Annotated in this window: 21 protein-coding genes; 17 read left to right on the forward strand and 4 right to left on the reverse strand. The window is 65.7% G+C overall.

All coding sequences use genetic code 11. The features are described from left to right. Position 1 precedes the first annotated feature (1 nt). A complete protein-coding gene (locus FQS62_RS09340; RefSeq protein WP_049447861.1) occupies positions 2–1,915 on the forward strand; it encodes a polysaccharide biosynthesis protein in 1,914 nt (637 codons plus the stop codon). Next, positions 1,912–2,790 carry a UTP--glucose-1-phosphate uridylyltransferase GalU gene (gene galU, locus FQS62_RS09345; RefSeq protein ID WP_049447862.1) on the forward strand — a complete coding sequence of 293 codons (879 nt, stop codon included), beginning with the start codon at positions 1,912–1,914 and terminating at the stop codon, positions 2,788–2,790. Before FQS62_RS09340 ends, galU begins: the two co-directional genes overlap by 4 nt. Before the next feature lie 481 nt (positions 2,791–3,271). On the opposite strand, the gene FQS62_RS09350 is transcribed toward galU, so the two are convergent. The 3 genes from FQS62_RS09350 to FQS62_RS09360 form a co-directional block, all read right to left on the reverse strand. Next, positions 3,272–4,480 (reverse strand): acetyl-CoA C-acyltransferase, encoded by a 1,209-nt coding sequence (locus tag FQS62_RS09350; protein WP_057500646.1) that lies wholly within the window; start codon positions 4,478–4,480, stop codon positions 3,272–3,274. Between the two features lie 74 nt (positions 4,481–4,554). Next, positions 4,555–6,927 carry a 3-hydroxyacyl-CoA dehydrogenase/enoyl-CoA hydratase family protein gene (locus FQS62_RS09355; protein ID WP_208043123.1) on the reverse strand — a complete coding sequence of 791 codons (2,373 nt, stop codon included), beginning with the start codon at positions 6,925–6,927 and terminating at the stop codon, positions 4,555–4,557. 26 nt (positions 6,928–6,953) lie between these two features. After that, positions 6,954–7,622, reverse strand: a complete 669-nt coding sequence (locus tag FQS62_RS09360; RefSeq protein WP_208043124.1) for a TetR/AcrR family transcriptional regulator — start codon at positions 7,620–7,622, stop codon at positions 6,954–6,956. 313 nt (positions 7,623–7,935) lie between these two features. Between FQS62_RS09360 and ndk the strand changes: the two genes are divergently transcribed. The 7 genes from ndk to der all read left to right on the forward strand — a co-directional run bounded on the left by ndk (position 7,936) and on the right by der (position 14,568). Further along, complete coding sequence (gene ndk, locus FQS62_RS09365) at positions 7,936–8,361, forward strand: nucleoside-diphosphate kinase (protein ID WP_008265389.1); 426 nt, start codon at positions 7,936–7,938, stop codon at positions 8,359–8,361. A 10-nt stretch (positions 8,362–8,371) separates the two neighbouring features. Next, complete coding sequence (rlmN, locus tag FQS62_RS09370; RefSeq protein ID WP_005409296.1) at positions 8,372–9,577, forward strand: dual-specificity RNA methyltransferase RlmN; 1,206 nt, start codon at positions 8,372–8,374, stop codon at positions 9,575–9,577. Beyond that, on the forward strand, positions 9,564–10,349 hold the full coding sequence (gene pilW, locus FQS62_RS09375) for a type IV pilus biogenesis/stability protein PilW (RefSeq protein WP_107379451.1): 786 nt from the start codon (positions 9,564–9,566) through the stop codon (positions 10,347–10,349). Before rlmN ends, pilW begins: the two co-directional genes overlap by 14 nt. Before the next feature lie 19 nt (positions 10,350–10,368). Beyond that, positions 10,369–11,241: a RodZ domain-containing protein gene (locus FQS62_RS09380; protein ID WP_208043125.1), complete on the forward strand. Its 873-nt coding sequence runs from the start codon at positions 10,369–10,371 to the stop codon at positions 11,239–11,241. Between the two features lie 65 nt (positions 11,242–11,306). Continuing rightward, positions 11,307–11,945 (forward strand): YfgM family protein, encoded by a 639-nt coding sequence (locus tag FQS62_RS09385; protein WP_043884373.1) that lies wholly within the window; start codon positions 11,307–11,309, stop codon positions 11,943–11,945. Further along, entirely contained in the window at positions 11,945–13,153 is a 1,209-nt protein-coding gene (gene bamB, locus FQS62_RS09390; RefSeq protein WP_049447870.1) for an outer membrane protein assembly factor BamB, read from the forward strand. Before FQS62_RS09385 ends, bamB begins: the two co-directional genes overlap by 1 nt. A 17-nt stretch (positions 13,154–13,170) precedes the next feature. Then, the gene (gene der / locus FQS62_RS09395; protein WP_014036905.1) at positions 13,171–14,568 is read left to right on the forward strand and encodes a ribosome biogenesis GTPase Der; all 1,398 of its coding nucleotides are present in this window, start codon (positions 13,171–13,173) and stop codon (positions 14,566–14,568) included. 61 nt (positions 14,569–14,629) lie between these two features. Here der and FQS62_RS09400 read toward each other — a convergent pair whose 3' ends face one another. Continuing rightward, positions 14,630–15,664: an alcohol dehydrogenase catalytic domain-containing protein gene (locus FQS62_RS09400; RefSeq protein ID WP_208043126.1), complete on the reverse strand. Its 1,035-nt coding sequence runs from the start codon at positions 15,662–15,664 to the stop codon at positions 14,630–14,632. A gap of 107 nt (positions 15,665–15,771) precedes the next feature. On the opposite strand from FQS62_RS09400, the gene FQS62_RS09405 reads away from it, so the two are divergent. The 8 genes from FQS62_RS09405 (at position 15,772) to FQS62_RS09440 (ending at position 26,621) form a co-directional block, all read left to right on the forward strand. Further along, complete coding sequence (locus tag FQS62_RS09405) at positions 15,772–16,704, forward strand: LysR family transcriptional regulator (RefSeq protein ID WP_208043127.1); 933 nt, start codon at positions 15,772–15,774, stop codon at positions 16,702–16,704. A 51-nt stretch (positions 16,705–16,755) separates the two neighbouring features. After that, a complete protein-coding gene (moeB, locus tag FQS62_RS09410; RefSeq protein WP_208043128.1) occupies positions 16,756–17,892 on the forward strand; it encodes a molybdopterin-synthase adenylyltransferase MoeB in 1,137 nt (378 codons plus the stop codon). A gap of 443 nt (positions 17,893–18,335) precedes the next feature. Continuing rightward, positions 18,336–20,168, forward strand: coding sequence for a monovalent cation:proton antiporter-2 (CPA2) family protein (locus FQS62_RS09415; RefSeq protein WP_100442742.1), 1,833 nt, complete (start codon positions 18,336–18,338; stop codon positions 20,166–20,168). Positions 20,169–20,450: 282 nt separating this feature from the next. After that, the gene (gene folD, locus FQS62_RS09420) at positions 20,451–21,329 is read left to right on the forward strand and encodes a bifunctional methylenetetrahydrofolate dehydrogenase/methenyltetrahydrofolate cyclohydrolase FolD (protein ID WP_049402332.1); all 879 of its coding nucleotides are present in this window, start codon (positions 20,451–20,453) and stop codon (positions 21,327–21,329) included. A gap of 393 nt (positions 21,330–21,722) precedes the next feature. Next, positions 21,723–23,180, forward strand: a complete 1,458-nt coding sequence (gene guaB / locus FQS62_RS09425; protein WP_005409308.1) for an IMP dehydrogenase — start codon at positions 21,723–21,725, stop codon at positions 23,178–23,180. A gap of 107 nt (positions 23,181–23,287) precedes the next feature. Further along, a complete protein-coding gene (locus FQS62_RS09430; protein ID WP_208043700.1) occupies positions 23,288–23,764 on the forward strand; it encodes a hypothetical protein in 477 nt (158 codons plus the stop codon). Beyond that, on the forward strand, positions 23,761–25,326 hold the full coding sequence (guaA, locus tag FQS62_RS09435) for a glutamine-hydrolyzing GMP synthase (RefSeq protein WP_012479957.1): 1,566 nt from the start codon (positions 23,761–23,763) through the stop codon (positions 25,324–25,326). The genes FQS62_RS09430 and guaA overlap by 4 nt, the downstream gene beginning before the upstream one ends. A 458-nt stretch (positions 25,327–25,784) precedes the next feature. Next, positions 25,785–26,621 (forward strand): DNA adenine methylase, encoded by an 837-nt coding sequence (locus tag FQS62_RS09440; RefSeq protein ID WP_226053517.1) that lies wholly within the window; start codon positions 25,785–25,787, stop codon positions 26,619–26,621. The last annotated feature ends 8 nt before the right edge of the window (positions 26,622–26,629 follow it).

Here is a 26,629-nt window from a genome sequence, read left to right on the forward strand (position 1 = left end):
TATGGCTTCACCCTGGCGGGACAGAATTCTCGGCCTGATGCCGCGTTCGGCCATCGTCTGCCACGACCTGTTCATGGTCTGGGCATGCTGGCAGCTGCTCCACGCGGGGCGGTACTCGATTCTCCCCAACGCGCCGGCGCTGCCCCTCTGGAATGTCGATACCACGCTGGTGCTGCTGCTGCAGGGCCTGGTGTTCTGGCGCGTGGGCCTGTATCGCGGCCTGTGGCGTTTCGCCAGCGTCAGCGACCTGCTGAACATCTTCAAGGCCAGCTTCATCGGCCTGGTCGGCATCGTGCTGGTACTGATGTGGAAGCGCTTCGATGGCGTTCCGATGTCGGTGCTGGTGATCTATCCGTTCGCGCTGTCGGCGCTGCTGGGCGCGCCGCGGCTGCTGTACCGGGCCTGGAAGGACTATCAGGCGCTGCAGTCGGATTCCAGCGCACGCCGGGTATTGATCCTGGGCGCCGGGCAGGCGGCTGAAACCCTGGTCCGTGACCTGCGCCGTTCCGGCAACTTCGAGCCGGTCGGTCTGCTGGATGATGCACCGCACCTGCGTGGCGCCAAGCTGCAGGGGCTGCCCATCCTCGGCAGCCTGGATGATGCCCCGGCAGTGGTCCGCGAGACCGCCGCCAAGCTGCTGGTGATCGCCATGCCCTCGCTGGACGCCGCAGGCATGCAACGGGTGGTTGCCATCTGTGAAAGCACCGGCGTGCCGTTCCGGACCGTGCCCAAGCTCAGCGACATCCTGCAGGGCCAGTCGCTGCCGGGCCAGCTGAAGGAAGTGGCGATCGAGGACCTGCTCGGCCGCAAGCCGATCACCCCGGACTGGAGCCTCATCCGAGGCTGGCTGGGCGGGCGTACCGTGATGGTGACCGGCGCCGGCGGTTCGATTGGTTCGGAGCTGTGCCGCCAGTGTGCGCGCCATGGCGCCGGCCGCATCATCCTGCTGGAGATGAGTGAACTGCTGCTGCTGACCATCGAGGGTGAGCTGCGCCGCAGTTTCCCCGATGTCGAGATCGAAGCGGTACTGGGTGACTGCGGTGACCCGGCGGTGATCCGCCATGCGCTGTCGCTGCATCCGGTCGATACCGCCTTCCATGCTGCGGCCTACAAGCATGTGCCGGTGCTTGAGCGGCAGCTGCGCGAAGCCGTGCGCAACAACATCCTGGCGACCGAGAACGTGGCGCGCGCCTGCCTTGAGGCCCGTGTCGAACATTTCGTGTTCATCTCCACCGACAAGGCGGTCGACCCGGTCAATGCGCTGGGTGCCAGCAAGCGCTACGCCGAGATGATCTGCCAGAGCCTGGACCAGAGGTCCACGCATACCCGTTTCGTCACGGTGCGCTTCGGTAACGTGCTGGCCTCGGCCGGCAGCGTGGTCCCGCTGTTCCGCGAACAGATCCTGCGTGGCGGGCCGGTGACGGTCACCGATCCGGAAGTCAGCCGCTACTTCATGACGATTCCCGAGGCCTGCCAGCTGATCCTGCAGGCGGCCGCCTCGGCATCGCACGGTGCGATCTACACGCTGGACATGGGCGAGCCGGTGCCGATCCGGCTGCTGGCCGAGCAGATGATCCGCCTGGCAGGCAAGCAGCCGTACAAGGACATCCCGATCATCTACACCGGCCTGCGTCCGGGCGAGAAGCTGCACGAGACGCTGTTCTATTCGGACGAAGACTACCGCGCCACCGCGCACCCGAAGATCCTCGAGGCCGGTGTACGCATGTTCTCGCGCGATCTGGTGCTGGGTAACGTGCCGCGCCTGCGCGAAGCGGTGTGCAGCTACGACACCGACACCATCAAGGAAGTCCTGTTCGCGACGATGCCGGAGTTCTCACCGATCGAACAGGATGCTTACATTTCATCCGCTAAAGTCGTGCCCTTTCCAGCACGTGAGGCCAACAGGCACCAATGAGCAAGCGAATTCGCAAGGCAGTTTTTCCAGTGGCAGGGCTAGGGACGCGCTTTTTGCCGGCAACCAAGACGGTGCCGAAGGAAATGCTGCCGATCATTGATCGTCCGCTGATCCAGTACGCTGTGGATGAAGCGATCGAAGCGGGCTGTGACACCCTGGTGTTCATCACCAACCGCTACAAGCATGCGGTTGCCGACTACTTCGACAAGGCCTACGAACTGGAGCAGAAGCTCGAGCGTGCCGGCAAGCAGGAGCAGCTGGAGCTGATCCGTCACGTGCTGCCCAACGGCGTGCGTGCGGTTTTCGTAACCCAGGCCGAGGCGCTGGGCCTGGGCCATGCGGTGCTGTGTGCCAAGGCCGTGATCGGTGACGAGCCGTTCGCGGTACTGCTGCCGGACGACCTGATCTGGAACCGCGGTGCTGGTGCGCTGAAGCAGATGGCCGATCTCAACGAAGCCAGTGGCGCCAGTGTCATTGCCGTTGAAGATGTGCCGCACGACAAGACCGCCAGCTACGGCATCGTCGCGACCGAGGCCTTCGATGGCCGCAAGGGACGCATTTCGCAGATCGTGGAGAAGCCGAAGCCGGAGGACGCCCCGAGCGACCTGGCGGTGGTCGGACGCTACGTGCTGAGCCCGAAGATCTTCGAGCTGCTGGAGCAGACCGGCAGCGGTGCCGGCGGCGAGATCCAGCTGACCGATGCGATCGCGCAGCTGCTGAAGACCGAAGAGGTGGATGCCTATCGTTTCGAGGGCACCCGCTTCGACTGCGGCACGCACCTGGGGCTGGTGGAAGCGACGATCCGCTTCGCGCTGGACAACCCGAAGCTGGCCGGCCCGGCGCGGGAGAAACTGACGGCGATGTTGGCGGAATAAGGTTTATCAAGCGCTCCGTTCGCGGCGCCTTGATTGATACGTGGGGGAGGGGGCGGATGGCCCTCTCCAAAACACGCCAAAGCCCTTCCATGGTGCTCGATGGCGCCATCCATGGCGCCAACGGTTTTGGAGAGGGCCATCCGCCCCCTCTCGACAGTTTCCGTGCGGCGCGGACGGGATGGGCGGAATCAAAGGCAGAAGCACAATCAAAAAAGGCAGCCTCTGGCTGCCTTTTTTTGATTGTTGGGGTCAGATCCCTTTGCGCAGCAAAGGGCTCTGACCCCGGCCTTTGACCCTGCCTTTGCTCACCCCTCCGCCGCGCGGAATGTTGGGTGGCGCGGGTGGGTGAGGCTGACCGGGACTGTCAGCGGCATGGATGCCGCTGCCAAGCCCCCAGGGACGGGTTTACGGCGTGTCCCGGGCAGCCTCACCCACCCGGGCCCCACAGCCAACCAACAATCAGCCGGCAACGCTTTGAACCTTACAGCGCCTCGAAAATACCCGCTGCGCCCATGCCGGTGCCGATGCACATCGTCACCATGCCGTACTTCTGCTGGCGACGACGCAGACCGTGCAGCAGGGTCGCGGTACGGATCGCGCCGGTCGCACCCAGCGGGTGGCCCAGGGCGATTGCGCCACCCAGCGGGTTGACCTTGCTCGGGTCCAGGCCGCAATCGCGGATCACCGCCAGCGACTGCGCGGCGAACGCTTCGTTCAGTTCAATCCAGTCCAGCTGGTCCTGGGTCAGGCCGGCCTGCTTCAGCGCCTTCGGAATCGCGGCGATCGGGCCGATGCCCATCACTTCCGGGCGCACGCCGGCCACCGAGAAGCTGACGAAGCGGGCCAGCGGGGTCAGGCCGTAATCCTTGATCGCCTGCTCCGACGCCAGCAGCACGGCGCCGGCGCCATCGCTCATCTGCGACGAGTTGCCGGCGGTGACGGTGCCGCCGAACTGACCGTTGCGGAACACCGGGCGCAGCTTGGCCAGGCCTTCAGCGGACGAATCCGGGCGCGGGCCTTCGTCGGTGTCGGCGATCTTGTTGCGGGTGATGATGCGCTGGCCATCGGCCAGGTCCGGCAGGTGCGAGACGATCTCGTATGGGCTGATCTCGTCCTTGAAGTCGCCGTTCTGGATGGCGGCCATGGCCTTCTGGTGCGAGGCCAGGGCGAAGGCGTCCTGGTCTTCCCGCGAGACCTTCCACTCTTCGGCGACCTTCTCGGCGGTGATGCCCATGCCGTAGGCGATGGCCACGTGGTCGTTGTCGAACACGCTCGGCGCCATCGCGATCTTGTTGCCCATCATCGGCACCATCGACATCGACTCGGTGCCGCCGGCCAGCATCAGGTCGGCATTGCCCAGGCGGATCGCGTCGGCGGCCTGCGCCACGGCCTGCAGGCCGGAGGAGCAGAAGCGGTTCACGGTCTGTGCGGCGATGGTGTTGGGCAGGCCGGCCAGCAGCACGCCGATGCGTGCCACGTTCATGCCCTGCTCGGCTTCCGGCATGGCGCAGCCGATGATCGCGTCATCGATGCGGTTGACGTCCACGCCCGGTGCCTGCGCGACGACGCTGCGCAGCACGTGGGCCAGCATGTCATCGGGGCGGGTGTTGCGGAACATGCCCTTGGGCGCCTTGCCAACCGGGGTGCGGGTGGCGGCGACGATGTAGGCGTCCTGGATTTGCTTGGTCATTGCAGTGATCTCTTGAATTTTTTAGCCGGAGTGCCGACCAACGGTCGGCACCCACCGGAAGCAGGGAGGGGCGATCAGTTACGCAGCGGCTTGCCGGTCTTCAGCATGTGCGCGATGCGGGCCTGGGTCTTTTCCTGCTGGGCCAGTTCGACGAAGTGCTTGCGCTCCAGGGTCAGCAGCCACTCTTCGTCCACCAGGGTGCCGCGGTCGACCTTGCCGCCGCACAGCACGGTGGCGATGCGCTCGGCGATCTCGTAGTCGTACGGGCTGATGAAGCGGCCTTCCAGCATGTTGACCAGCATCATCTTGAAGGTGGCGATACCCACGTCACCGGCGACCTGGATGCGGCGTGCCGGCAGCGGCGGGCGGTAGCCCGCTTCGGCCAGGGCGCGTGCTTCGGCCTTGGCGATGTGCAGGGCCTCGTAGCTGTTGAACACCACCTTGTCGGTGCTGCGCAGCAGGCCCAGTTCCTTGGCGTTGACCGCCGAGTTGGACACCTTGGCCATCGCCACGGTCTCGAAGGTCTTCTTCAGTTCCGCGAACACGTCACCGCCCGGGCCCGCGGCCTGCGAGGCGCGCACGGCCAGTTCCTTCAGGCCACCACCGGCCGGCAGCAGGCCGACGCCGGCCTCGACCAGGCCGATGTAGCTTTCCAGGAAGGCCACGGTCTTGGCGCTGTGCATCTGGAACTCGCAACCGCCACCCAGTGCCAGGCCGCGCACCGCAGCCACCACCGGCACCAGGGAGTACTTGATGCGCTGGCTGGTGCGCTGGAAGTTGTGCACCATCTCTTCGAACTGGTCGACCTTGCCGGCCTGCAGCAGGCCGAGCGCGCCGGCCAGGTCGGCACCGGCGGAGAACGGTTCCTTCTGCTGCCAGATCACCAGGCCCTGGAAATCCTTCTCGGCGCGGCTCACGCATTCCTGCAGGCCATCAAGCACCTGGTCGGACACGGTGTTCATCTTGGTCTTGAAGCTGACCACGGCGATGCCATCACCGTCGTGCCACATGCGCAGGCCGTCGTTCTCGAACACGGTCTCGCCCGGCGCGAACTTTTCGCCCAGCAGCGGATCCGGGAAGCGCTGGCGCTGGTACACCGGCAGCGACGAGCGCGGCAGCTTGGCGTTGCGCGACGGGCTGTAGCTGCCTTCGGCGGCGTGCACGCCGTCGCGGCCATCGAACACCCAGTCCGGCAGCGGGGCGTTGCTCATGCTCTTGCCGGCCACGATGTCATCGGCGATCCACTGCGCGACCTGCTTCCAGCCGGCGGCCTGCCAGGTTTCGAACGGGCCCAGCGACCAGCCGTAGCCCCAGCGGATGGCCAGGTCGACGTCGCGCGCGGTCTCGGCGATGTCGGCCAGGTGGTAGGCGCTGTAGTGGAACAGATCGCGGAAGGTCGCCCACAGGAACTGCGCCTGCGGGTGCTGGCTCTCGCGCAGCTTGGCGAACTTCTCGGCCGGGTTTTTGATCTTCAGGATCTCGACCACTTCCGGTGCGGCGGTGCGGTCGGCCGGGCGGTAGTCCTGCTTCTCCAGGTCGAGCACGACGATGTCCTTGCCGACCTTGCGGAAGATGCCGGCACCGGTCTTCTGGCCCAGTGCGCCCTTGGAAATCAGCGCGTCCAGCCACTTCGGCGACTTGAAGAACTCATGCCACGGGTCGTTCGGCAGGGTGTCGCCCATGGTCTTGATGACGTGGGCCATGGTGTCCAGGCCGACCACGTCGGAGGTGCGGTAGGTGGCCGACTTCGGGCGGCCGACCAGCGGGCCGGTCAGGCCGTCCACTTCATCGAAGCCCAGGCCGAACTGCTGGGTGTGGTAAATGGTGGACAGGATCGAGAACACGCCGATGCGGTTGCCGATGAAGTTCGGGGTGTCCTTGGCGTACACCACGCCCTTGCCCAGGGTGGTGACCAGGAATGCTTCCAGGCCTTCCAGTACGGCGGCATCGGTGGTGGTGGCCGGGATCAGCTCGGCCAGGTGCATGTAGCGCGGCGGGTTGAAGAAGTGCACGCCGCAGAAGCGGTGACGCAGCTGCTCGGGCAGCACGTCGGCCAGCTTGTTGATGCCCAGGCCCGAGGTGTTGGAGGCCAGCACCGCGTGGTCGGCCACGAACGGCGCGATCTTCTTGTACAGGTCCTGCTTCCAGTCCATGCGCTCGGCAATGGCCTCGATGATCAGGTCGCAGTCCTTCAACTGTTCCAGGCCGGTCTCGTAGTTGGCCGGGGTGATGGCTTCGGCCAGCGACTTGCTGGCCAGCGGCGCCGGGCTCAGCTTGCCGAGGTTGGCGATCGACTTCAGCACGATGCCATCGGCCGGACCTTCCTTGGCAGGCAGGTCGAACAGCACGGTGTCGACGCCGGCATTGGTGAGGTGGGCGGCGATCTGGGCACCCATGACGCCGGCACCCAGCACGGCGGCGCGGCGGACTAGCAGGGAATTGGACATGGTGTAGGGCCTTTGTTGGTCAGCAGTTACTGGGTGGAATCAATGGAGGCGGGCAGGGCGCTGCCGCTGCGGGCGGCGGCACGGAATCCGGCCTCGGCGAAATGGATCAGTTCATGGGCGGCATGGGCACGATGCGCCGTTTCGGTGACACCGGCAGGTCGCTTGATCAGCCCGAAATCGGCCATGGCATAGGTCAGCGAGCCAGCGAGGAAATCCAGGCGCCAATAGAGCTCTTCCTTGCTCAGGCCGGGCACGCAGGTGGCGATCGCTTTGCCGAACTCACGCAGCACGTGGCCGTAGTGGTCGGACAGGAACTTGCGCAGGTTGTCGTTCTTTTCAGCGTAGGCACGGGCGATCACGCGCACGAAGGCGCCGCCGTTCTGGCGGTCCTGGGCCAGCGCCAGCGCCGGCTCGACGAAGGCGGCCAGCACCGGGCGCAGCTGCCCGGGGTGTTCGCTGCGGGCGCGCTCCAGCTGCGCCAGGCGCGCGCCGGTCATCTCGTCCATGCGGCGGCGGAAGACTTCGTTGACCAGGTTTTCCTTGGAGCCGAAGTGATAGTTGACCGCGGCGATGTTGACGTCGGCCTGGCTGGTCACCTGGCGCAGCGAGGTACCGGCGAAGCCATGCTGTGCGAACAGCTCCTCGGCCGCGCCGAGGATGCGGTCCTTGGTCGAGAAGTGGGCGGGTTTGGCCATCGGCGGGCGGACCTTAATCAAACGATTGTTTGATACTAGGACCAGACGGTACCGTATGGCATTTTGCAGTGCAGCAAAACCGGCCGGCCCGGTCAGATTTCACTCAGGTGGGTGAATGGGGTAGTGCCGGCCGCTGGCCGGCAGCCCGGAGGTTGAATGGCGGCCAATGCCGGCCAGCGGCCGGCACTACCACGCCAGCGCTTTATCTTTTACAATTCGCCTACGTTTATCAGGCTAAGCCCGCGTCCCGACGCGGGTTTTTTTCATGTTACCCTTCGGGCCATCAGCGGCCCGATTCCATTGGAGACATCCCATGGCGCTGGAGCGCACCCTTTCGATCATCAAGCCGGACGCCGTTGCCAAGAACGTCATCGGCGAAATCTACGCCCGCTTCGAGAAGGCCGGCCTGAAGGTCGTGGCCGCCAAGTACAAGCAGCTGTCGCGCCGTGAAGCCGAAGGCTTCTACGCCGTGCACCGCGAGCGTCCGTTCTTCAACGCGCTGGTCGAGTTCATGATCTCCGGCCCGGTGATGATCCAGGCCCTGGAAGGCGAGAACGCCGTCCTGGCCCACCGCGACCTGCTGGGCGCCACCAACCCGAAGGAAGCCGCTGCGGGCACCATCCGCGCCGACTTCGCCGAATCCATCGATGCCAACGCCGCCCACGGCTCGGACTCGGTCGAGAATGCCGCGATTGAAATCGCCTACTTCTTCGCCGCCACCGAAGTCGTCTCGCGCTGAGAGTAATGCCGTGAACGAGGTCGTACAGTCCCCCGCCATCCAGCCGCTGCCGAAGTCGGCACCCACGGCTGGCAAGCAGAACCTGCTCGACCTCGATCGCGCGGGCCTGGAGAAGTTTTTCGTCGAGGTTCTCGGCGAAAAGAAGTTCCGTGCCCATCAGGTGATGAAGTGGATCCACCATCGCTACGTCACCGACTTCGATGAAATGACCGACCTCGGCAAGGTTCTGCGCGCCAAGCTGCAGGCCCATGCCGAGGTGCTGGTTCCCAACATCGTGTTCGACAAGCCCTCCGCCGACGGCACCCACAAGTGGCTGCTGGCGATGGGCGTGGATGGCAAGAACGCCATCGAGACCGTGTACATCCCGGACAAGACCCGCGGCACGCTGTGCGTGTCCTCGCAGGTCGGTTGCGGCCTGAACTGCACGTTCTGCTCCACTGCTACCCAGGGCTTCAACCGCAACCTGACCACTGCCGAGATCATCGGCCAGGTGTGGGTTGCCGCGCGTCATCTGGGCAACGTGCCGCACCAGATGCGCCGCCTCACCAACGTGGTGATGATGGGCATGGGCGAGCCGCTGATGAATTTCGACAACGTCGTGCGCGCCATGAGCGTGATGCGCGACGACCTGGGCTACGGCCTGGCCAACAAGCGCGTGACCCTGTCGACCTCCGGCCTGGTGCCTCAGATCGACCGCCTGTCTGCCGAAAGCGACGTGTCGCTGGCGGTGTCGCTGCATGCGCCGAACGACGCGCTGCGCGAGACCCTGGTGCCGCTCAACAAGAAGTACCCGATCGCCGAGCTGATGGCCTCGTGCGCACGCTACCTGCGCGCCAACAAGCGCCGCGAATCGGTCACCTTCGAATACACCCTGATGAAGGGCATCAACGACAAGCCCGAGCATGCCCGCGAGCTGGCCCGCCTGATGCGCCAGTTCGACAACGCGGTGCAGGCCAAGGATTCGGGCAAGGTCAACCTGATTCCCTTCAACCCGTTCCCGGGTACCCGCTACGAGCGTTCGGAAGAAGCGCATATCCGCGCCTTCCAGAAGATCCTGCTCGACAGCAACGTGCTGACCATGGTCCGCCGCACCCGTGGCGACGACATCGACGCCGCCTGTGGCCAGCTCAAGGGCCAGGTGATGGACCGCACCCGCCGCCAGGCGGAGTTCAACAAGACGCTGCAGGCGGGGAAGGGGAGCGATGCCGCGGCCTGACCGCCTCTGGCTGGTTCTGTTCGCAGGCGTGCTGGCCGTTGCGGTCGGCGGCTGCAAATCCCAACCCAAGGCCAAGCTGGGCCCCAGCGAGGCGCCGGTCTACTCGGTCCGTGATCCGGACAGCGTGCGGCGTCAGGTGCGCCTGCAGGACCTGCTGGCACTGGCCGCCCGCGACATGCAGGTCGGCAACCTCGATGCGGCCGAACGCAAGGCGCGCGAGGCGCTGAAGCTGGCCCCTGAATCTCCCGATGCGCTGGTGCTGCTGGCGGGCATCGACGAGCGCCGTGGCCGTACCCAGCAGGCTGGCGAGAGCTTCCGCAGGGCTGCCGAACAGGCGCCGCAGCGCGGGGACATCCTCAACAACTACGGCGCGTGGCTGTGCCAGCAGGGCCGGCCGGCCGAGTCGCTGGTCTGGTTCGATCGTGCGCTGCAGGCGCCGGGCTACGCCACGCCGGCCGAGTCCCAGGCCAATGCCGGGGGCTGTGCGCTGGATGCCGGCCAGTTCGAACGTGCCGAGCGCGACCTGCGTGCGGCGCTGGCGACGCTGCCCGGAAACCCGGTCGCGCTGGAGGCGATGGCCCAGCTCAGCTTCCGCCAGGGCCGCTTCATGGAGGCCCGGGCCTTCGCCGAACGTAGGATTGCGGCTGCACCCGCAACGCGTTCCGTGTTACAACTTGCGTCTCAAATCGAAGCGCGGCTGGGTGATCGGGCGGCATCTGATCGCTATCTTCAGCGGATTCGACAGGAATTTCCGCAGGACGCGGGCTCCTAAACTCCAGGGTTGATGCATTGTGATTGATGACCAGACTGTGAGCGCTCTCGAGACTGCGGCCGGCTGCGGCACCCGCCTGCGCCAGGCCCGTGAGGCGGCCGGACTGACCCTCGAAGATGTCGGCTCGCGCCTGCGCATGCCGGTCCAGGTGGTCAGGTCGCTGGAAGAAGAACAATGGCAGAAGCTCGGCGCACCGGTGTTCGTGCGCGGTCAGCTGCGCAGCTATGCGCGCCTGCTCAACGTGGACGTGGGGCAGCTGCTGGAGCAGGCCCAGGTCGGGCCGGTGGTGCCGCCCACCCTGGTCAGCCATACCCATACCCCGCGTGCGCGCCGTATTGCCGAGAACCTTGGCCGGCGCATGCTCTATGTCGGCATCACCGCGGTGCTGGCCGTGCCGGTGTGGTTCGCCACCCGCGGTCACTTCGGTGGCAGTGCCACCCCGTCGCCGAACACGGCCTCGCTGGATGCGATCCCGGCCGCCGTGCCGGTGACCCCGTCTGCCGCAGGCGTTGAGCCGACGGCACCGGCTGATGTGGCGGGCGTTCCGGCCAGCAAGCCGGCCGCGACCCCGTACGTGGCCTCGCTGGCCCCGGTGCCGCGTTCGGCCCCGGCGCCGGCTGCGGTCGGCAACACGCTGGAAATGCAGTTCAGCGGTGACAGCTGGGTTGATATCGGCGGTCCGGACGGTGGCACCGTCGAGAAGGCGCTGATCAAGTCCGGCGAAAGCCGCAGCTTCACCCCGGGCCAGGTGACCCGGGTGACCCTGGGCAACGCATCGGCGGTCCAGGTTCAGCAGAACGGCGCTATCGTCGATCTGACCCCCTACCAGCGAGCCAACGTGGCACGCTTTCAGGTATCCTCTGAAGGCTCCGTAGTCCCGGTTTCGCACTGAGGCGCGGTTTCACCACCTTCGATTAATCCCAATGGTCCCTCCCGACGGGCGGGGCGAGAGTACGCATGGCGATCGACGATCTGCTCGACGAGCACGAACAAAGTGAACGCGTCCGCAGCTGGCTGCGGAAGAATGGCGCCAGCATCCTCGGTGGCGTAGCCATCGCGATCGGTGCCATTGCCGGCTGGCAGTGGTACCAGAAGGATCAGGGCGGCAAGCTGGCCTCGGCCAATGTCGAGTACCAGAAGGCGCTGGTCGGCCTGCAGCAGAACAAGCTCGACGACGCTGCCAAGGCAGTGAAGGCGCTCGAAGCCGGCCCGTCCAGCATCTATGGCGACCTCGCGGCGCTGCAGCTGGCCAAGGCCCAGGTCGACGCCGGCAAGAATGAAGAAGCGCTGGCCACCCTGCGCGCCGTGAAGGTCGAAGGTGACCTGCAGCGCGTGGTCGACCAGCGTGTGGCCCGCCTGCTGGTGGCCACCGGCAAGAGCGACGAGGCGATCAAGCTGCTGGGCAGCGCCACCGACAGCAGCAGCCTGGAAATCCATGGCGACGCGCTGCTGGCGCAGGGCAAGCGTGATGATGCCCGTGCACAGTACGAGAAGGCGTTGAAGTCGCTGGACGTGGCAGCGCCGCAGCGGCGCCTGCTGGAAACCAAGGTTATGGATGCCGGCGGCACGGTCGCCGCCCCTGCGGAGTCGGTTTGATGAGTCAGAAGGTCATGATCACCCGCGTCGCCACCGTGCTCCTGATGGGCATGGCCCTGACCGGCTGCAGCACCATGAAGGGCTGGTTCGCCGGCAAGGACGCGGCAGCGAAGAAGGCCCAGGAGCCGGCTGAGCTGGTCAAGTTCGAGCCGAGCGTGAAGGTCAACAAGGCCTGGTCGGTCAACCTCGGCAAGGGCGAGCGCCGCATCGGCGTGCGCCAGGGCCCGGCCGTGGCCAACGGCCATGTGTTCGCTGCGGCGATCACCGGCGGCGTGCACGCCATCGACCTGCAGACCGGCAAGAAGGTCTGGACCTGGGAGCCGACCAAGGAAAAGAAGAAGCCGAAGCTGCGCCTGTCCGGCGGCCCGGGTGTCGGTGAGAACCTGGTCGTGATCGGCACGCTGGATGGCCAGGTCATCGCCCTGGACATCAACGATGGCAGCGAGAAGTGGCGCGCCCGTGTTCCGGGTGAAGTGATTGCGGCGCCGGCCGTGGCCCAGGGCCTGGTGTTCGTGCGCAGCAATGATGGCCGCATCACCGCCTTCGATGCCGGCAACGGCACCCAGAAGTGGTTCAACCCGAGCGAGCTGCCGGCGCTGACGGTGCGCGGCAACGCGCCGGTGGTCACCGGCCCGGGCGTGCTGTTCATCGGCAAGGACGAAGGCGCGGTTGCCGCGCTCGCCATGCAGGATGGCCGTACCCTGTGGGAGCAGAACCTCGGCAACGGCGAAGGCCGTACCGAGCTGGAGCGCATGGCCGACGTCGACGGCGCCCCGGTGCTGGAGGGCAATACCCTCTACGTGAGCAGCTTCAAGAACCAGACCATGGCCATCGAAGGCCCGACCGGTCGCCCGCTGTGGGCGCGCGACCATGGCGGTGCAGGTGGCGTGGCGGTGTCGTCGGGCAATGTGTTCGTCACCGACAACAAGGGTGGCGTGTTCGGCCTGGACAAGGCGACCGGCGCCGCCATGTGGTCGCAGACCGAGCTGGCGCGTCGATCGCTGACCGGTCCGGCGCTGCACGGCGATTACGTGGTCGTCGGCGACTACAAGGGATACGTGCACTGGTTGAAGACCTCTGATGGTGCGATGGCGGCACGGGCAAAAAGTGGCGGCGACGCCCTGCTGGCCCAGCCGGTCGTCGTAGACGGGGTGCTGCTGGTGCAGAACGTTGATGGCAAGCTGACCGCCTTCCGGTTGGCAAATTAAAAATTGGAGTAATCGCGATGCTGCCTTTGGTCGCCCTGGTTGGACGGCCGAATGTCGGCAAGTCGACTATTTTCAATGCGCTTACGCGCACCCGTGATGCGCTGGTCCATGACCAGCCCGGCGTCACCCGCGACCGCAACTACGGCGTCTGTCGTCTGGACGAGGACAATCATTTCCTCGTCGTCGACACTGGCGGTATCGCGGAAGAGGAAGAGGGTCTGGCAGGGGCTACCACCCGCCAGGCCCGCGCCGCTGCGGCGGAAGCCGACCTGATCCTGTTCGTGGTCGATGCCCGTGAGGGTACCTCGGCGATGGATGACGAGATCCTGGCCTGGCTGCGCAAGCTGTCGCGTCCGACGCTGCTGCTGATCAACAAGATCGACGGCACCGACGAGGACACCGTGCGTTCGGAGTTCGCCCGTTACGGCTTCGGCGAGATGCTGACCGTGTCGGCTGCGCATCGCCAGGGTCTGGACGACCTGCTGGACGAAGTGATCCAGCGCCTGCCGGAAGAGGGCAGTGGCGAAGAGCTGGACAACGATCCGAACCGCATCCGCATCGCCTTCGTCGGCCGCCCGAACGTGGGCAAGTCGACCCTGGTCAACCGCATCCTCGGCGAGGAGCGCATGATCGCCTCCGACGTGCCGGGCACCACCCGCGACTCGATCGCAGTGGACCTGGAGCGCGACGGCCGCGAGTACCGCCTGATCGATACCGCCGGCCTGCGCCGTCGTTCGCGCGTGGACGAGGTCGTCGAGAAGTTCTCGGTGGTCAAGACCATGCAGTCGATCGAGCAGTGCCAGGTAGCCGTGTTGATGCTCGACGCCACCGAAGGCGTGACCGACCAGGACGCCACCGTGCTCGGTGCCGTGCTCGACGCCGGTCGCGCGCTGGTGATCGCCATCAACAAGTGGGATGGCCTGACCGAGTACCAGCGCGAGCAGGCCGAAACCATGCTGTCGCTGAAGCTGGGCTTCGTGCCGTGGGCCGAGTCCGTGCGCATCTCGGCCAAGCATGGCTCGGGCCTGCGCGAGCTGTTCCGTGCGGTGCACCGCGCGCACGAATCGGCGAACAAGACCTTCACCACCAGCGAAGTGAACAAGGCGCTGGAAGTGGCCTACGAGACCAATCCGCCGCCGACCATCCGCGGCCACGTCTCCAAGCTGCGTTACGTGCACCCGGCCGGCGCGAACCCGCCGACCTTCATCGTGCACGGCACGCGCCTGAAGGAGCTGCAGGAATCGTACAAGCGCTACCTGGAGAACTTCTTCCGCAAACGCTTCAAGCTGATCGGCACGCCAGTGAGCTTCATCTTCCGCGAGGGTACCAACCCGTACGAGGGCAAGAAGAACGTCCTCACCGAGCGGCAGGTCAAGGCCAAGCGGCGCTTGATGAAGCACGTCAAGGGCAAGTGATGTAGAAAAAGGCGGCCTGAGGGCCGCCTTTTTCATTGTGGTGCATGCGCGGCCGCCTTGCTCAGGCGTGGCCCCACGGCAACAGCACGCCACGGAACCTCATTCTTCCCGACGAAAGCCGATCATAGGCTTCGGTCGCGCGGTCCAGATCAAAGGTCTCGACCATCGGTTTCACCTTGCCGGCAGCGGCAAGCTGCAGCACTTCGCTGAGGTAGTGCTGGCCACCATGGGTGGCGCCGATCACACGCTGGCGCATCATGTGGAACGGCACGCCCTCGGACGAGATCGAGAACGGCTGGCTGAAGTCCAGGCCGCACAGCACAACGCGCCCGTCGACACGCAGGCCGGTCATCGCTTCTTCGGCCGAGCTGAATTCATTGGTGGTCACCAGCAGCACATCAGCGCCGCCGATGGCCTTCAATTCCTTGCCATTGGCCACGACCTGGTCGGCGCCAAGCTGCAGGGCGAGCGCATGCTTGTCTGCGGAATGGGTAATGGCGATGGTCTCGAAGCCACAGGCCCTGGACAGCTGCAGGGCGACATGGCCCAGTCCACCGATACCCAGTACCGCGATCTTCTCCCGTGGCTGGGGCGCCGCATCACGCAGTCCGCTCCAGGTGGTGTAGCCGGCACACATCATCGGCGCCGCGTCCACGTAGGAAAGGCCGTCAGGCAGCAGTACCGTGCCTTCGGCGGAGATGGCGATGTACTGCGCATGGCCACCTTGGGCGGCGAAGCCGGTGGTGCGAGGTGCATCGCAGTTCATCGCCGTCTGCCCGGACAAGGGGCGATTCTCGCGGCAGTAGGGGCATCGGCCGCACGCGGACTGGACCCATGAGGTGCCCACGCGATCACCCACCCGCCGCGTGTGCACGCCCGCGCCTACTTCCACGACCTCGCCGACCACTTCATGCCCCGGGGTCTGCGGGTAGATGTCGCCGCCATAGCCCTGGGTTGCCCAGACGTCCGTGTAGCACATGCCCGATGCGTGGACCTTGACCAGTACCTGGCCCGGTTCGATCACGGGCATCGGCACGTCCTGTACCTGCCACGGCGCATTCGGCCCGGTCATCACAACCGCTTTCATCGTCTTCATCGTCTTGATCCTGTTCCGGTGGGTGAGCGCCGAGGGCGGGTGCCCGCAGACAACCCGGAGCGTAGAATCGGTTGACTATCACGACAATCGCTTCAATATTTCACGATATGGTGAACCGTATTCAACAAACGAGCGGAGGGGATCTGACCACCTTCACCGCGTTCCTGGCGGTGGCGGCGCATCGGAGCTTCCGCAGCGCGGCGGCAGAGTTGAACATCACCCCGTCGGCGATCAGCCATGCGATCAAGGCGCTCGAGCAGCGGCTGGGCGCGCGCCTGTTCAACCGCACCACGCGCAGCGTCTCGCTGACCGACGCCGGGGAGCGCCTGGCGGAAAAGCTGCGGCCGGCCATGGCCTCGATCGAGGAGGCCCTGCAGTCCGTGGATTCCGAAGCGGGCACGCCGCGCGGCACGGTCCGCATCAACGCCAGTGAGGGCGCCATACGGCTCGTACTGAAGCCGGTGCTTGCGCGGTTCCTGCGCCAGTACCCGCAGGTCCACCTGGACATCGTCAGTGACGGCAGGTTGGGCGATATTGTTTCGGACGGTTTCGATGCGGGTATCCGCCTGACCGAAGCGGTGCCGCGGGACATGGTCGCGATAGCGGTGACCGCGCCCATGCGGTTCGCGGCAGTTGCCTCGCCGGCGTACCTGCAGGCGCGTGGCCGGCCACTGCGGCCGCTGGATCTGCATCAGCACGACTGCATTCGTTTCCGCTTCGAAAGTGGGGCGATCTACCGGTGGGAGTTCGAGCGTCAAGGCACTGCCGAGCGGGTGAACGTCTCCGGGCCGATCACGCTGACGGACCAGCCGTTGATGGTCGACGCGGCCATTGAAGGTATCGGCATTGCCTTCGTTCCCGAGCATCTGGCACTGGAGCCGTTGGCCGATGGCCGCCTGCTGCGCCTGCTTGAGGACTGGTGTCCTGAATTTCCTGGCCTCTCGCTGTACTACCCGGGCCATCGGCATGTGCCGCCCGGGCTGAAAGCGCTGATCGGTCTTCTTCAGGAACAGCACGGCGGGCGCGGACAGCGCGCATAGCGCCGGGCATTGGCCAAGGCAAGGCAGAACGGCCTGCGCGATAATGCGGACATGAGCATCCAAGAGCTTTCCCCCGCGCAGGCACGTGAGCGCCTGGCCCATGGCGCCGTGCTGATTGATGTGCGCGAAGCGCACGAACGGGCGGGCGGCATGGCCGAAGGCGCGCGCGGCGTGGCCAAGTGCGAGCTGCAGGCCGACCCGGCCGCGCATCTGCCGCGACTCCACCAGGAAATCCTGCTGATCTGCCAGAGCGGCAAGCGCTCGGTCGATGCCGCGCAGTTCCTGCTGGAGGCCGGCTACACAAACGTCGCTTCCGTGACGGGCGGCACCGTGGCTTGGCGCGAGCAGTCGCTACCGCTGGTGCAGCCGCTGGCCAGCGCCGCCGACCGCGACTTCTACGACCGTTATTCGCGGCACCTGCTGTTGCCACAGGTAGGCGAGGCCGGCCAGCGCCGGTTGCAGCAGTCGCGCGTGCTGGTGCTGGGCGCGGGCGGGCTGGGTGCCCCGGCCGGCTTCTACCTGGCCGCCGCGGGGGTAGGGCGCCTGCGCTTCGCCGACCACGACCGCGTGGAGCGCAGCAACCTGCATCGGCAGATCGTGCATACCGAAGCCAGCGTCGGCCAGCTCAAGGTCGATTCCGCGCGCGAGCGCCTGCTGGCACTGAACCCGTCGATCGAGGTCGAGGCCGTGCCCGAGCGGGTCACCTCCGAGAACGTGGATGCGCTGCTGGACGGCGTGGACGTGGTGCTGGACGGCTCGGACAACTTCCCGCTGCGCTACCTGCTCAACGACGCCTGCATCAAGCACGCCACGCCGCTGGTGTACGCCGCCATCGAGCGCTTCGACGGCCAGGTAAGCGTGTTTGACGCCGGTCGCCAGCGCGGCGTGGCGCCGTGCTACCGCTGCCTGTTCCCCGAGCCGCCGCCGCCGGAGTTTGCGCCGAACTGTTCCGAGGCCGGCGTGCTGGGGGTGCTGCCCGGGCTGGCCGGCGTGCTGCAGGCGACCGAGGTGCTGAAGCTGCTGCTGGACATCGGCGAACCATTGGTCGGCCGCCTGCTGCGCTTCGATGCGCTGGGCATGCGCTTCCGCGAGACCGGCATCCGGCCGGACCCGCATTGTGCGGTGTGCGCGCCGGGCGCGCCGTTCCCGGGGTATATCGATTACGCCGCGTTCTGCCGGGGTGGGTGAATCCGGCCGGGGAATGCCTTGGTAGATGCCGACCTTGGTCGGCGTTTTCGTGCCAACCAAGGTTGGCACCTACCGAAGCGGGTGCATGGGTTCGGGATCCTGCATCCGGCCGGACCCGCATTGCCCGGTGTGTGCGCCGGGCGTGCCGTTCCCGGGATATATCGATTACGCCGCGTTCTGCCGGGGTGGGTGAGGCTGGCCGGGGAATGCCTTGGTAGATGCCGACCTTGGTCGGCGTTTTCGTCCAACCAAGGTTGGCACCCACCGAAGGCGGGTGCACGGTTGGCACCCATTGAGGCGCGTACATGGTTTCGGGATGATGCAGGGGGTCACGCCCGGTATCGTTCCATCCCCAAGACAATCCGACGCAACAGGCGTGCTATTGCCGTCATGGGCATTGCTCTATTGTTGAACCCGATTCTGGATCTTGGGGAAAACACCGCATGGCGGTAGAAGCAGCGACCAGCGAGCTGGTCAAGGTCGTGGCCCTGTTGGGCGCGGCGGTGGTGATGGTGCCTTTGTTCCGCCGGGCCGGCCTGGGCTCGGTGCTGGGCTACTTCGCCGCTGGCCTGGCGATCGGACCGTTCGGGCTGGGCTGGTTCTCCGACCCGCAGGCCATCCTGCATACCGCCGAGCTCGGCGTGGTGATGTTCCTGTTCGTGATCGGCCTGGAAATGCGGCCCTCGCACCTGTGGAGCCTGCGCAAGGAAATCTTCGGGCTGGGCACGCTGCAGATCGTCACCTGTGCGCTGGTACTGACCAGCATCGCCAAGCTGTTCGGCCTGCCGTGGCAGGTGGCCTTCATCGGCGCCACCGGTTTCGTGCTCACCTCCACTGCAGTGGTGATGCAGTTGCTGGCCGAGCGCGGTGACATCGCGCTGCCGTCTGGGCAGAAGATCGTCTCCATCCTGCTGTTCGAAGACCTGCTGATCGTGCCGTTGCTGGCGCTGGTGGCCTGGATGGGTCCCAGTGCGGGCAGTGCCGATGGCGAGGGTTCGCGCTGGCTGTCGGTGGCGATCGGTGTGGGTGCCATCGTCGGCCTGGTGCTGGTCGGCCGCTTCCTGCTTAACCCGTTGTTCCGCGTGCTGGCCGAATCGAAGGCGCGCGAGGTGATGACCGCCGCCGCGCTGCTGGTGGTGCTGGGTGCGGCGCTGCTGATGCAGCTGTCCGGCCTGTCGATGGCGATGGGCGCGTTCCTGGCCGGCGTGCTGCTGAGCGAATCGACCTTCCGCCACCAGATCGAAGCGGACATCGAACCGTTCCGCGGCATCCTGCTCGGCCTGTTCTTCCTCAGCGTGGGCATGGCGCTGGACCTGGGCGTGGTGGCTGGCAACTGGCAGCTGATCCTTGGCCTGGTGCTGGCGTTGATGGCGGCCAAGGCGCTGTGCATCTACGTGGTCGCGCGCATCATGGGCAGCGACCACGCGCAGGCGCTCGATCGCGGCGTGCTGATGGCGCAGGGCGGCGAGTTCGCCTTCGTGCTGTTCTCCGCCGCCGCATCGGCCGGCGTGATCAACCTGGAGATCAATGCCAACTTCACCGCGGTGGTGGTGCTGTCGATGGCGCTGACCCCGCTGGTGGTGCTGCTCTACAAGCGCATCGCGCCGAAGCCGACGGTAAACATGGACGGCGTGGACGAGGCCGAGGGCCTGTCCGGCAGCGTGCTGCTGATCGGCTTCGGCCGCTTCGGCCAGGTCGCCAGCCAGTCGCTGCTGGCGCGCGACGTGGACGTGACCATCATCGACAACGATGTGGAGATGATCCAGAGCGCGGCGCGCTTCGGTTTCAAGATCTATTACGGCGACGGTACGCGTCTGGATGTATTGCATGCTTCGGGTGCGGCCACCGCACGTGCGATTGCGGTGTGCGTGGACAAGGCCGAGGCCGCCGACCGCATCGTCGAGCTGGTGGCGCACGAGTTCCCGCAGGCCAAGCTGATGGTGCGCTCGTTCGACCGCGAACATTCGCTGCGGCTGATCCATGCCGGTGTCGATTTCCAGATCCGCGAGACGTTTGAATCGGCGGTGTTGTTTGGCCAGGCCGCACTGGTGGAGCTGGGTGCGGACGAAGACGATGCGATCGAAATTGCCGAGCAGATCCGCCGCCGCGACGCCGAGCGCTTCGAGCTGGAGATTGCCGGTGGTGGTCTGAATGCCGGCGCGCGGATGATCTACGGCAACAGCCCGCAGGGCGTACCGACGCCGACGCCGTTCACCGCGCCGAAGCGGGCAAGCAAGACGTTGAACCCGCAGGACGTGCCGGAAGAGGAAGAGTAGAGCCGAGCTCATGCTCGGCTTGCTCTTCGGTCAGGTTGCGAAAAAGCCGCGCTGCGCGCGTGAGCCGAGCGTAGGCTCGGCTCTACAAGGGCGGGCCGGTCGGCTGTAGAGCCGAGCCCATGCTCGGCTTGCGCTTCGGTGAGGTTGCGATAAAGCCGCGCTGCGCGCGTGAGCCGAGCGTAGCCTCGGCTCTACAGGGGCGGGTCGGTCGGTGCCGTGGCGGTGGGCGAGGGGGCCTGAATCGGGGACAATAGCGTCCCCGCCGCCCCACGCCTGCCTCCGATGACCGATTCCGCCCCCCAGCATCCTGCCCGCATCCTCGATGGCCGCCGTATCGCCGAGGACCTGCTCGACAGCCTGAAGGTGCGCGTCGACGCCCGCGTGGCCGCCGGCGGCAGCCGTCCGGGCCTGGCCGTGGTGCTGGTGGGCGGCGACCCGGCCTCGACCGTCTACGTGCGCAACAAGCGCCGTGCCGCCGAGAAGGTCGGCATCGAAGCACATGACTACGACCTGCCGGCCGGTACCACCGAAGCCGAGCTGCTCGACCTGATCGACCAGCTCAACGCCGATCCGAAGATCAACGGCATCCTGATCCAGCTGCCGCTGCCGGGCATCCCCGACGCGCGCCGGCTGATCCAGCGCATCGACCCGCGCAAGGACGTGGACGGTTTCCACCCGGAAAACGTCGGCCACCTGGCCCTGCGCGAATTCGGCCTGCGCCCGTGCACCCCGCGCGGCATCACCACGCTGCTGGGCCACACCGACCAGCCGGTGCGCGGCCGCAACGCCACCATCGTGGGCGTGAGCAACCACGTCGGCCGCCCGATGGGCCTGGAACTGCTGATTGCCGGCTGCACCGTGACCAGCTGCCACAAGTTCACCCCCAAGGACGTGCTGGAACAGGCCGTGCGCAACGCCGACATCCTGGTGGTGGCGGTGGGCCGCCCGGGCATCGTGCCGGGCGAGTGGGTGAAGCCGGGCGCGGTGGTGATCGACGTGGGCATCAACCGCTTGGATGACGGCCGCCTGGTGGGCGACGTCGGGTTTGAAGCGGCTGCCCAGCGGGCCAGCTGGATCACCCCGGTGCCGGGTGGCGTGGGCCCGATGACCGTGGCCACGTTGATGCAGAACACGCTGGAAGCGGCAGAAGCGCTGAGCTGACCTTTGGGGCGGGTGCCGACCGTTGGCCTGCTCCTGGTAGGTGCCAACCTTGGTTGGCACACAGCCATCAGGGCCATCGGCTCATCTGGAGTGCCGGTGCCGGACGGATCGTGCCAACCAAGGTTGGCACCTACCCAAGGCAATCCAAGGTGGCTTGGGCCCCCAAGCATGACCCGCTCCTGGTGGGTGCCAACCTTGGTTGGCACAAACAGGCAGAGGCCTTGGCCCCATCTGGGGTCCAGGTGCCGGATGGATGTGCCAACCAAGGTTGGCACCCGCTCAAGCCGCCCTGAACCAATCACCGCCCGCGCGACACTGCGTCGCATCTACCCCCTGCCACGCGGCGCGAAAACAGGGTAAAATGTCGCGCTTCCCCACATCTCGGGTATGCCGATGCTGCGCATCCAGGCTGAAGCACTTACTTACGACGACGTCTCGCTCGTCCCCGCCCACTCGACCATCCTGCCCAAGGACGTCAACCTCGAAACGCGGTTGACTCGCGACCTGAAGCTGAAGCTTCCGATCCTGTCCGCAGCCATGGATACCGTCACCGAAGCCCGCCTGGCCATCGCCATGGCCCAGCTCGGCGGCATGGGCATCATCCACAAGAATCTCAGCCTGGAACAGCAGGCCGCGGAAGTGGCCAAGGTCAAGAAGTTCGAGGCCGGTGTCATCCGCGACCCGATCACCGTCGGCCCGGAAACCACCATCCGCGACGTGCTGGCCCTGACCCAGGCGCACAACATCTCCGGCGTGCCGGTGGTGGGCAGCGACGGCCTGCTGGCCGGCATCGTGACCCACCGCGACATGCGCTTCGAGACCGAGCTGGACGATCCGGTCCGCCACATCATGACCAAGAAGGATCGCCTGATCACGGTCAAGGAAGGCGCCGCGTCTGACGAGGTGCTGCAGCTGCTGCACCGCAACCGCATCGAAAAGGTGCTGGTGGTCAACGATTCGTTCGAACTGCGTGGCCTGATCACCGTCAAGGACATCCAGAAGAACACCGACTTCCCGAACGCTGCCAAGGACCTGTCGACCCGCCTGCTGGTCGGCGCGGCCGTCGGCGTGGGTGGCGATACCGACCGCCGCGTGGAAGCGCTGGTCGCCGCCGGTGTGGACGTGATCGTGGTCGATACCGCGCACGGCCACTCGCAGGGCGTGCTGGACCGCGTCAGCTGGGTCAAGAAGAACTTCCCGAACGTGCAGGTCATCGGTGGCAACATCTGCACCGGCGAAGCCGCACTGGCGCTGCTGGACAGCGGCGCGGATGCGGTCAAGGTCGGCATCGGCCCGGGCTCGATCTGCACCACCCGCGTCGTCGCCGGCGTCGGCGTGCCGCAGGTCACCGCCATTGATCTGGTGGCCGAAGCGCTGCAGGACCGCATCCCGCTGATCGCCGACGGTGGCATCCGCTACTCGGGCGACATCGGCAAGGCGCTGGCCGCCGGTGCTTCGACCATCATGGTCGGTGGCCTGCTGGCCGGTACCGAGGAATCGCCGGGCGAGACCGAGCTGTACCAGGGCCGTTCGTACAAGAGCTACCGCGGCATGGGTTCGCTGGCTGCCATGGAGAAGGGGTCGAAGGACCGCTACTTCCAGGACGCCGCCACCGCCGACAAGCTGGTGCCGGAAGGCATCGAAGGTCGCGTGCCGTACCGCGGCCCGGTGGGCGGCATCATCCACCAGCTGATGGGCGGCCTGCGCGCCACCATGGGCTACGTGGGCTGCGCCACCATCGAAGACATGCGCAGCAAGCCCAAGTTCGTGAAGATCAGCGGCGCCGGCCAGCGTGAGAGCCACGTCCACGACGTGACGATCACCAAAGAGCCGCCGAACTACCGCGCCTGATGCGCTTGCGAACTGCTCTTGCGATTACGGGCAGCCTGCTGATGGCAGGCTGTTCGTTGTCCGAACCGCCGCCGCGCTCCGGGTCTCCGGGCGCGGCGGTTTCGCAATTGCAGGACGTGCAGGCGTGCCAGAACGCGTTCTCGCTGCCGAAGGGCTGGCAGGTGCAGGCCGCCGGCGAGCAGCGCTGGCTGCTGAATGGCACAGGCGAGCGCCCGCTGCAGGTCACGCTGCAGTGCATTACCGAGCTGCTGCACGGGCCGGATGATCCGGTGCTGACGCCAGTACTGGGCGCGCTGGAGCCCGCACGGATGAGCGTACGCTGGGCGTCCTGGGGCGCTGCGGATTCGGGCGCTTCGATGGCGGCGCTGCAACGGCGCATCGTGCCCGGCACCGAAGTGCAGGAAATCGCCGAGCTGCCGCGCGCCGATCGCGCCAACCCCAACGCACCGCATGGCCTGCTGATGCTGCGCTGGGACGAGGAAGACCCCTCACATATTCAACAACGCGAGGCGTTCATCGCCACGCTGACGCAGAGCCTTGAAGCGCCGGGCGCTGCGAAAAACACCACTGGAACGGCACCATGACCAACATCCATAACGACAAGATCCTCATCCTCGATTTCGGCGCGCAGTACACGCAGCTGATCGCCCGCCGCATCCGCGAGCTGGGCGTCTACTGCGAAATCTGGGCGTGGGACCACAACCCGGCCGAGATTGCCGGCTTTGGCGCCAAGGGCATCATCCTGTCCGGTGGCCCGGAATCGACCACGCTGCCGGGCGCGCCCGCCGCGCCGCAGGAAGTGTTCGACAGCGGCCTGCCGATCTTCGGCATCTGCTACGGCATGCAGACCCTGGCCGCGCAGTTGGGCGGTGCCACCGAAGCGGCTGACCAGCGCGAATTCGGCCACGCCGAAGTGAACGTCATCAACCCCGATGCACTGTTCAAGGGCCTGAGCGACCACGGCGGCGAGCCGAAGCTGAATGTCTGGATGAGCCACGGCGACCACGTCTCCGTTGCGCCGCCGGGCTTCACCATCACCGCCACCACCGACCGCATTCCGGTGGCCGCCATGGCCAACGAAGAAAAGCGCTGGTACGGCGTGCAGTTCCACCCGGAAGTGACCCACACCCTGCAGGGCCAGGCGCTGCTGCGCCGCTTCGTGGTGGACGTGTGCGGCTGCCAGACCCTGTGGACCGCCGCCAACATCATCGACGACCAGATCGCCCGCGTGCGCGAACAGGTGGGCGATGACGAGGTGATCCTGGGCCTGTCCGGCGGCGTCGATTCGTCCGTGGTGGCCGCGCTGCTGCACAAGGCCATCGGCGAGAAGCTGACCTGCGTGTTCGTGGACACCGGCCTGCTGCGCTGGCAGGAAGGCGACCAGGTGATGGCGATGTTCGCCGAGCACATGGGCGTAAAGGTGGTGCGCGTAAATGCCGCCGACCGTTACTTCGCCGCGCTGGAAGGCGTGAGCGACCCGGAAGCCAAGCGCAAGATCATCGGCAACCTGTTCGTTGAGATCTTCGACGAAGAGTCGAACAAGCTGAAGAACGCCAAGTGGCTGGCGCAGGGCACTATCTACCCGGACGTGATCGAGTCGGCCGGTAGCAAGACCGGCAAGGCGCATGTGATCAAGAGCCACCACAACGTGGGCGGCCTGCCGGAGCACATGAAGCTGGGCCTGGTGGAGCCGCTGCGCGAGCTGTTCAAGGACGAAGTGCGCCGCCTGGGCGTCGAGCTGGGCCTGCCACGCACCATGGTCTACCGCCATCCTTTCCCGGGCCCGGGCCTGGGCGTGCGCATTCTGGGCGAAGTGAAGCGCGAATACGCCGAGCTGCTGGCCAAGGCCGATGCCATCTTCATTGATGAGCTGCGCAAGGCGGACCTGTACGACAAGACCAGCCAGGCGTTTGCCGTGTTCCTGCCGGTGAAGTCGGTGGGCGTGGTGGGTGATGCGCGCGCTTATGAGTGGGTGATTGCGCTAAGGGCGGTGGAGACGATTGATTTCATGACCGCGCATTGGGCGCATCTGCCGTATGAGTTCCTGGGTACGGTGAGCAACCGGATCATCAATGAGTTGCGGGGGGTGTCGAGGGTTGTCTATGACATCTCGGGGAAGCCGCCGGCTACTATTGAGTGGGAATGAGTTCCCGGAGCCCTTAGTGAAACTTTGAAGTGCCCGGCTCTAATTCAAACTGTTGAATTAGAGCCGCAGGTGGGCGATCGCTAGATTGATTTCTGGCGATCGCTAGTTTCAAAAAATTCATTCAAGCGCACATAGGGGGTGCAGGTATCAAAGCAAGGTGTTGAAGTCCGTTTTTCTGCTGTTTGCTCCGGGATGTGCGCGAGTAGGAAGAGCGGCAGCTGAAGTGTGTTGGGACGTGCGGTTTTGCGCCGATTCCGATTACAGTGGGGCATGGACCTGGGAATCCACGGGGCCTACCTTGCGTGCGATGCCTGTAGGGAAGGCTTGGGGACGCATGGAGCCTCTGGGTCGACGCAATTGCTCGGAAGTAATGATCGGGCGTGTTGCGAGACATGAATTCCTGCTAGATTTGCCTGGCAGGCGTGGAGTCCGTGGCTATAGGGAGCGAATTGGGGAACATGGAGCCAGTAGATTGCGCCACGGAAGCGCTCAGTCCATTCCTGAAATGGGCTGGAGGTAAGCGCTGGTTTGTCCGGCATCATGGAGGCTTATTTCCTGCTACCTACAACCGGTATTTCGAACCCTTTCTGGGCGGCGGAGCCGTCTACTTCCACCTGCGCCCGCAGCGTGCGGTGCTCAATGATGTGAACCCCGAGGTGATCGCTGCGTATAGGGCCATCAAAGAGCATTGGATTGGTCTTAAGAAAAGCTTGGCCTACCATCAGCGCTATCACGATGCCGACGATGGCTATTATTATGCCGTCCGTGGGCGAACGCCCAAAACCTTGGTGCAGCAGGCATCGAGGATGATCTATCTCAACAGGACCTGCTTTAACGGTATCTACCGTGTAAACCGCCAGGGCGAGTTCAATGTGCCGCGGGGCAGCAAGGATAGCGTCCTGATGGACACCGACGACTTCAAGTCGATGGCCGCCTTACTAGCCACGGCCGATCTTCGGGTGGGGGATTTCGAAAGAATCATCGATGAGGCCGGTGAGGATGATCTTGTTTTTGCGGATCCGCCATACACCGTGCGGCATAACCTCAATGGTTTTATAAAATATAACGAAATCCTATTTTCATGGGCTGATCAGGAGCGATTGGCACGGGCGCTCAAGCGCGCGGCTGCGCGCGGGGCCAAGGTCGTGGCCACCAATGCCAATCATCACTCTGTCCGCTCGCTTTATGAAAGCTGGGATTTCCTGACGCGCTCGGCAAGCCGGTTTTCGCAAATCTCAGCTGACGGCGCAAGTCGAAAGCAATTCGAAGAGCTCATCATTACCTGCAATATTTGAAGGAGTCG

The organism is Stenotrophomonas sp. SBJS02, assembly GCF_020428325.2.
Lineage (GTDB): Bacteria > Pseudomonadota > Gammaproteobacteria > Xanthomonadales > Xanthomonadaceae > Stenotrophomonas > Stenotrophomonas africana.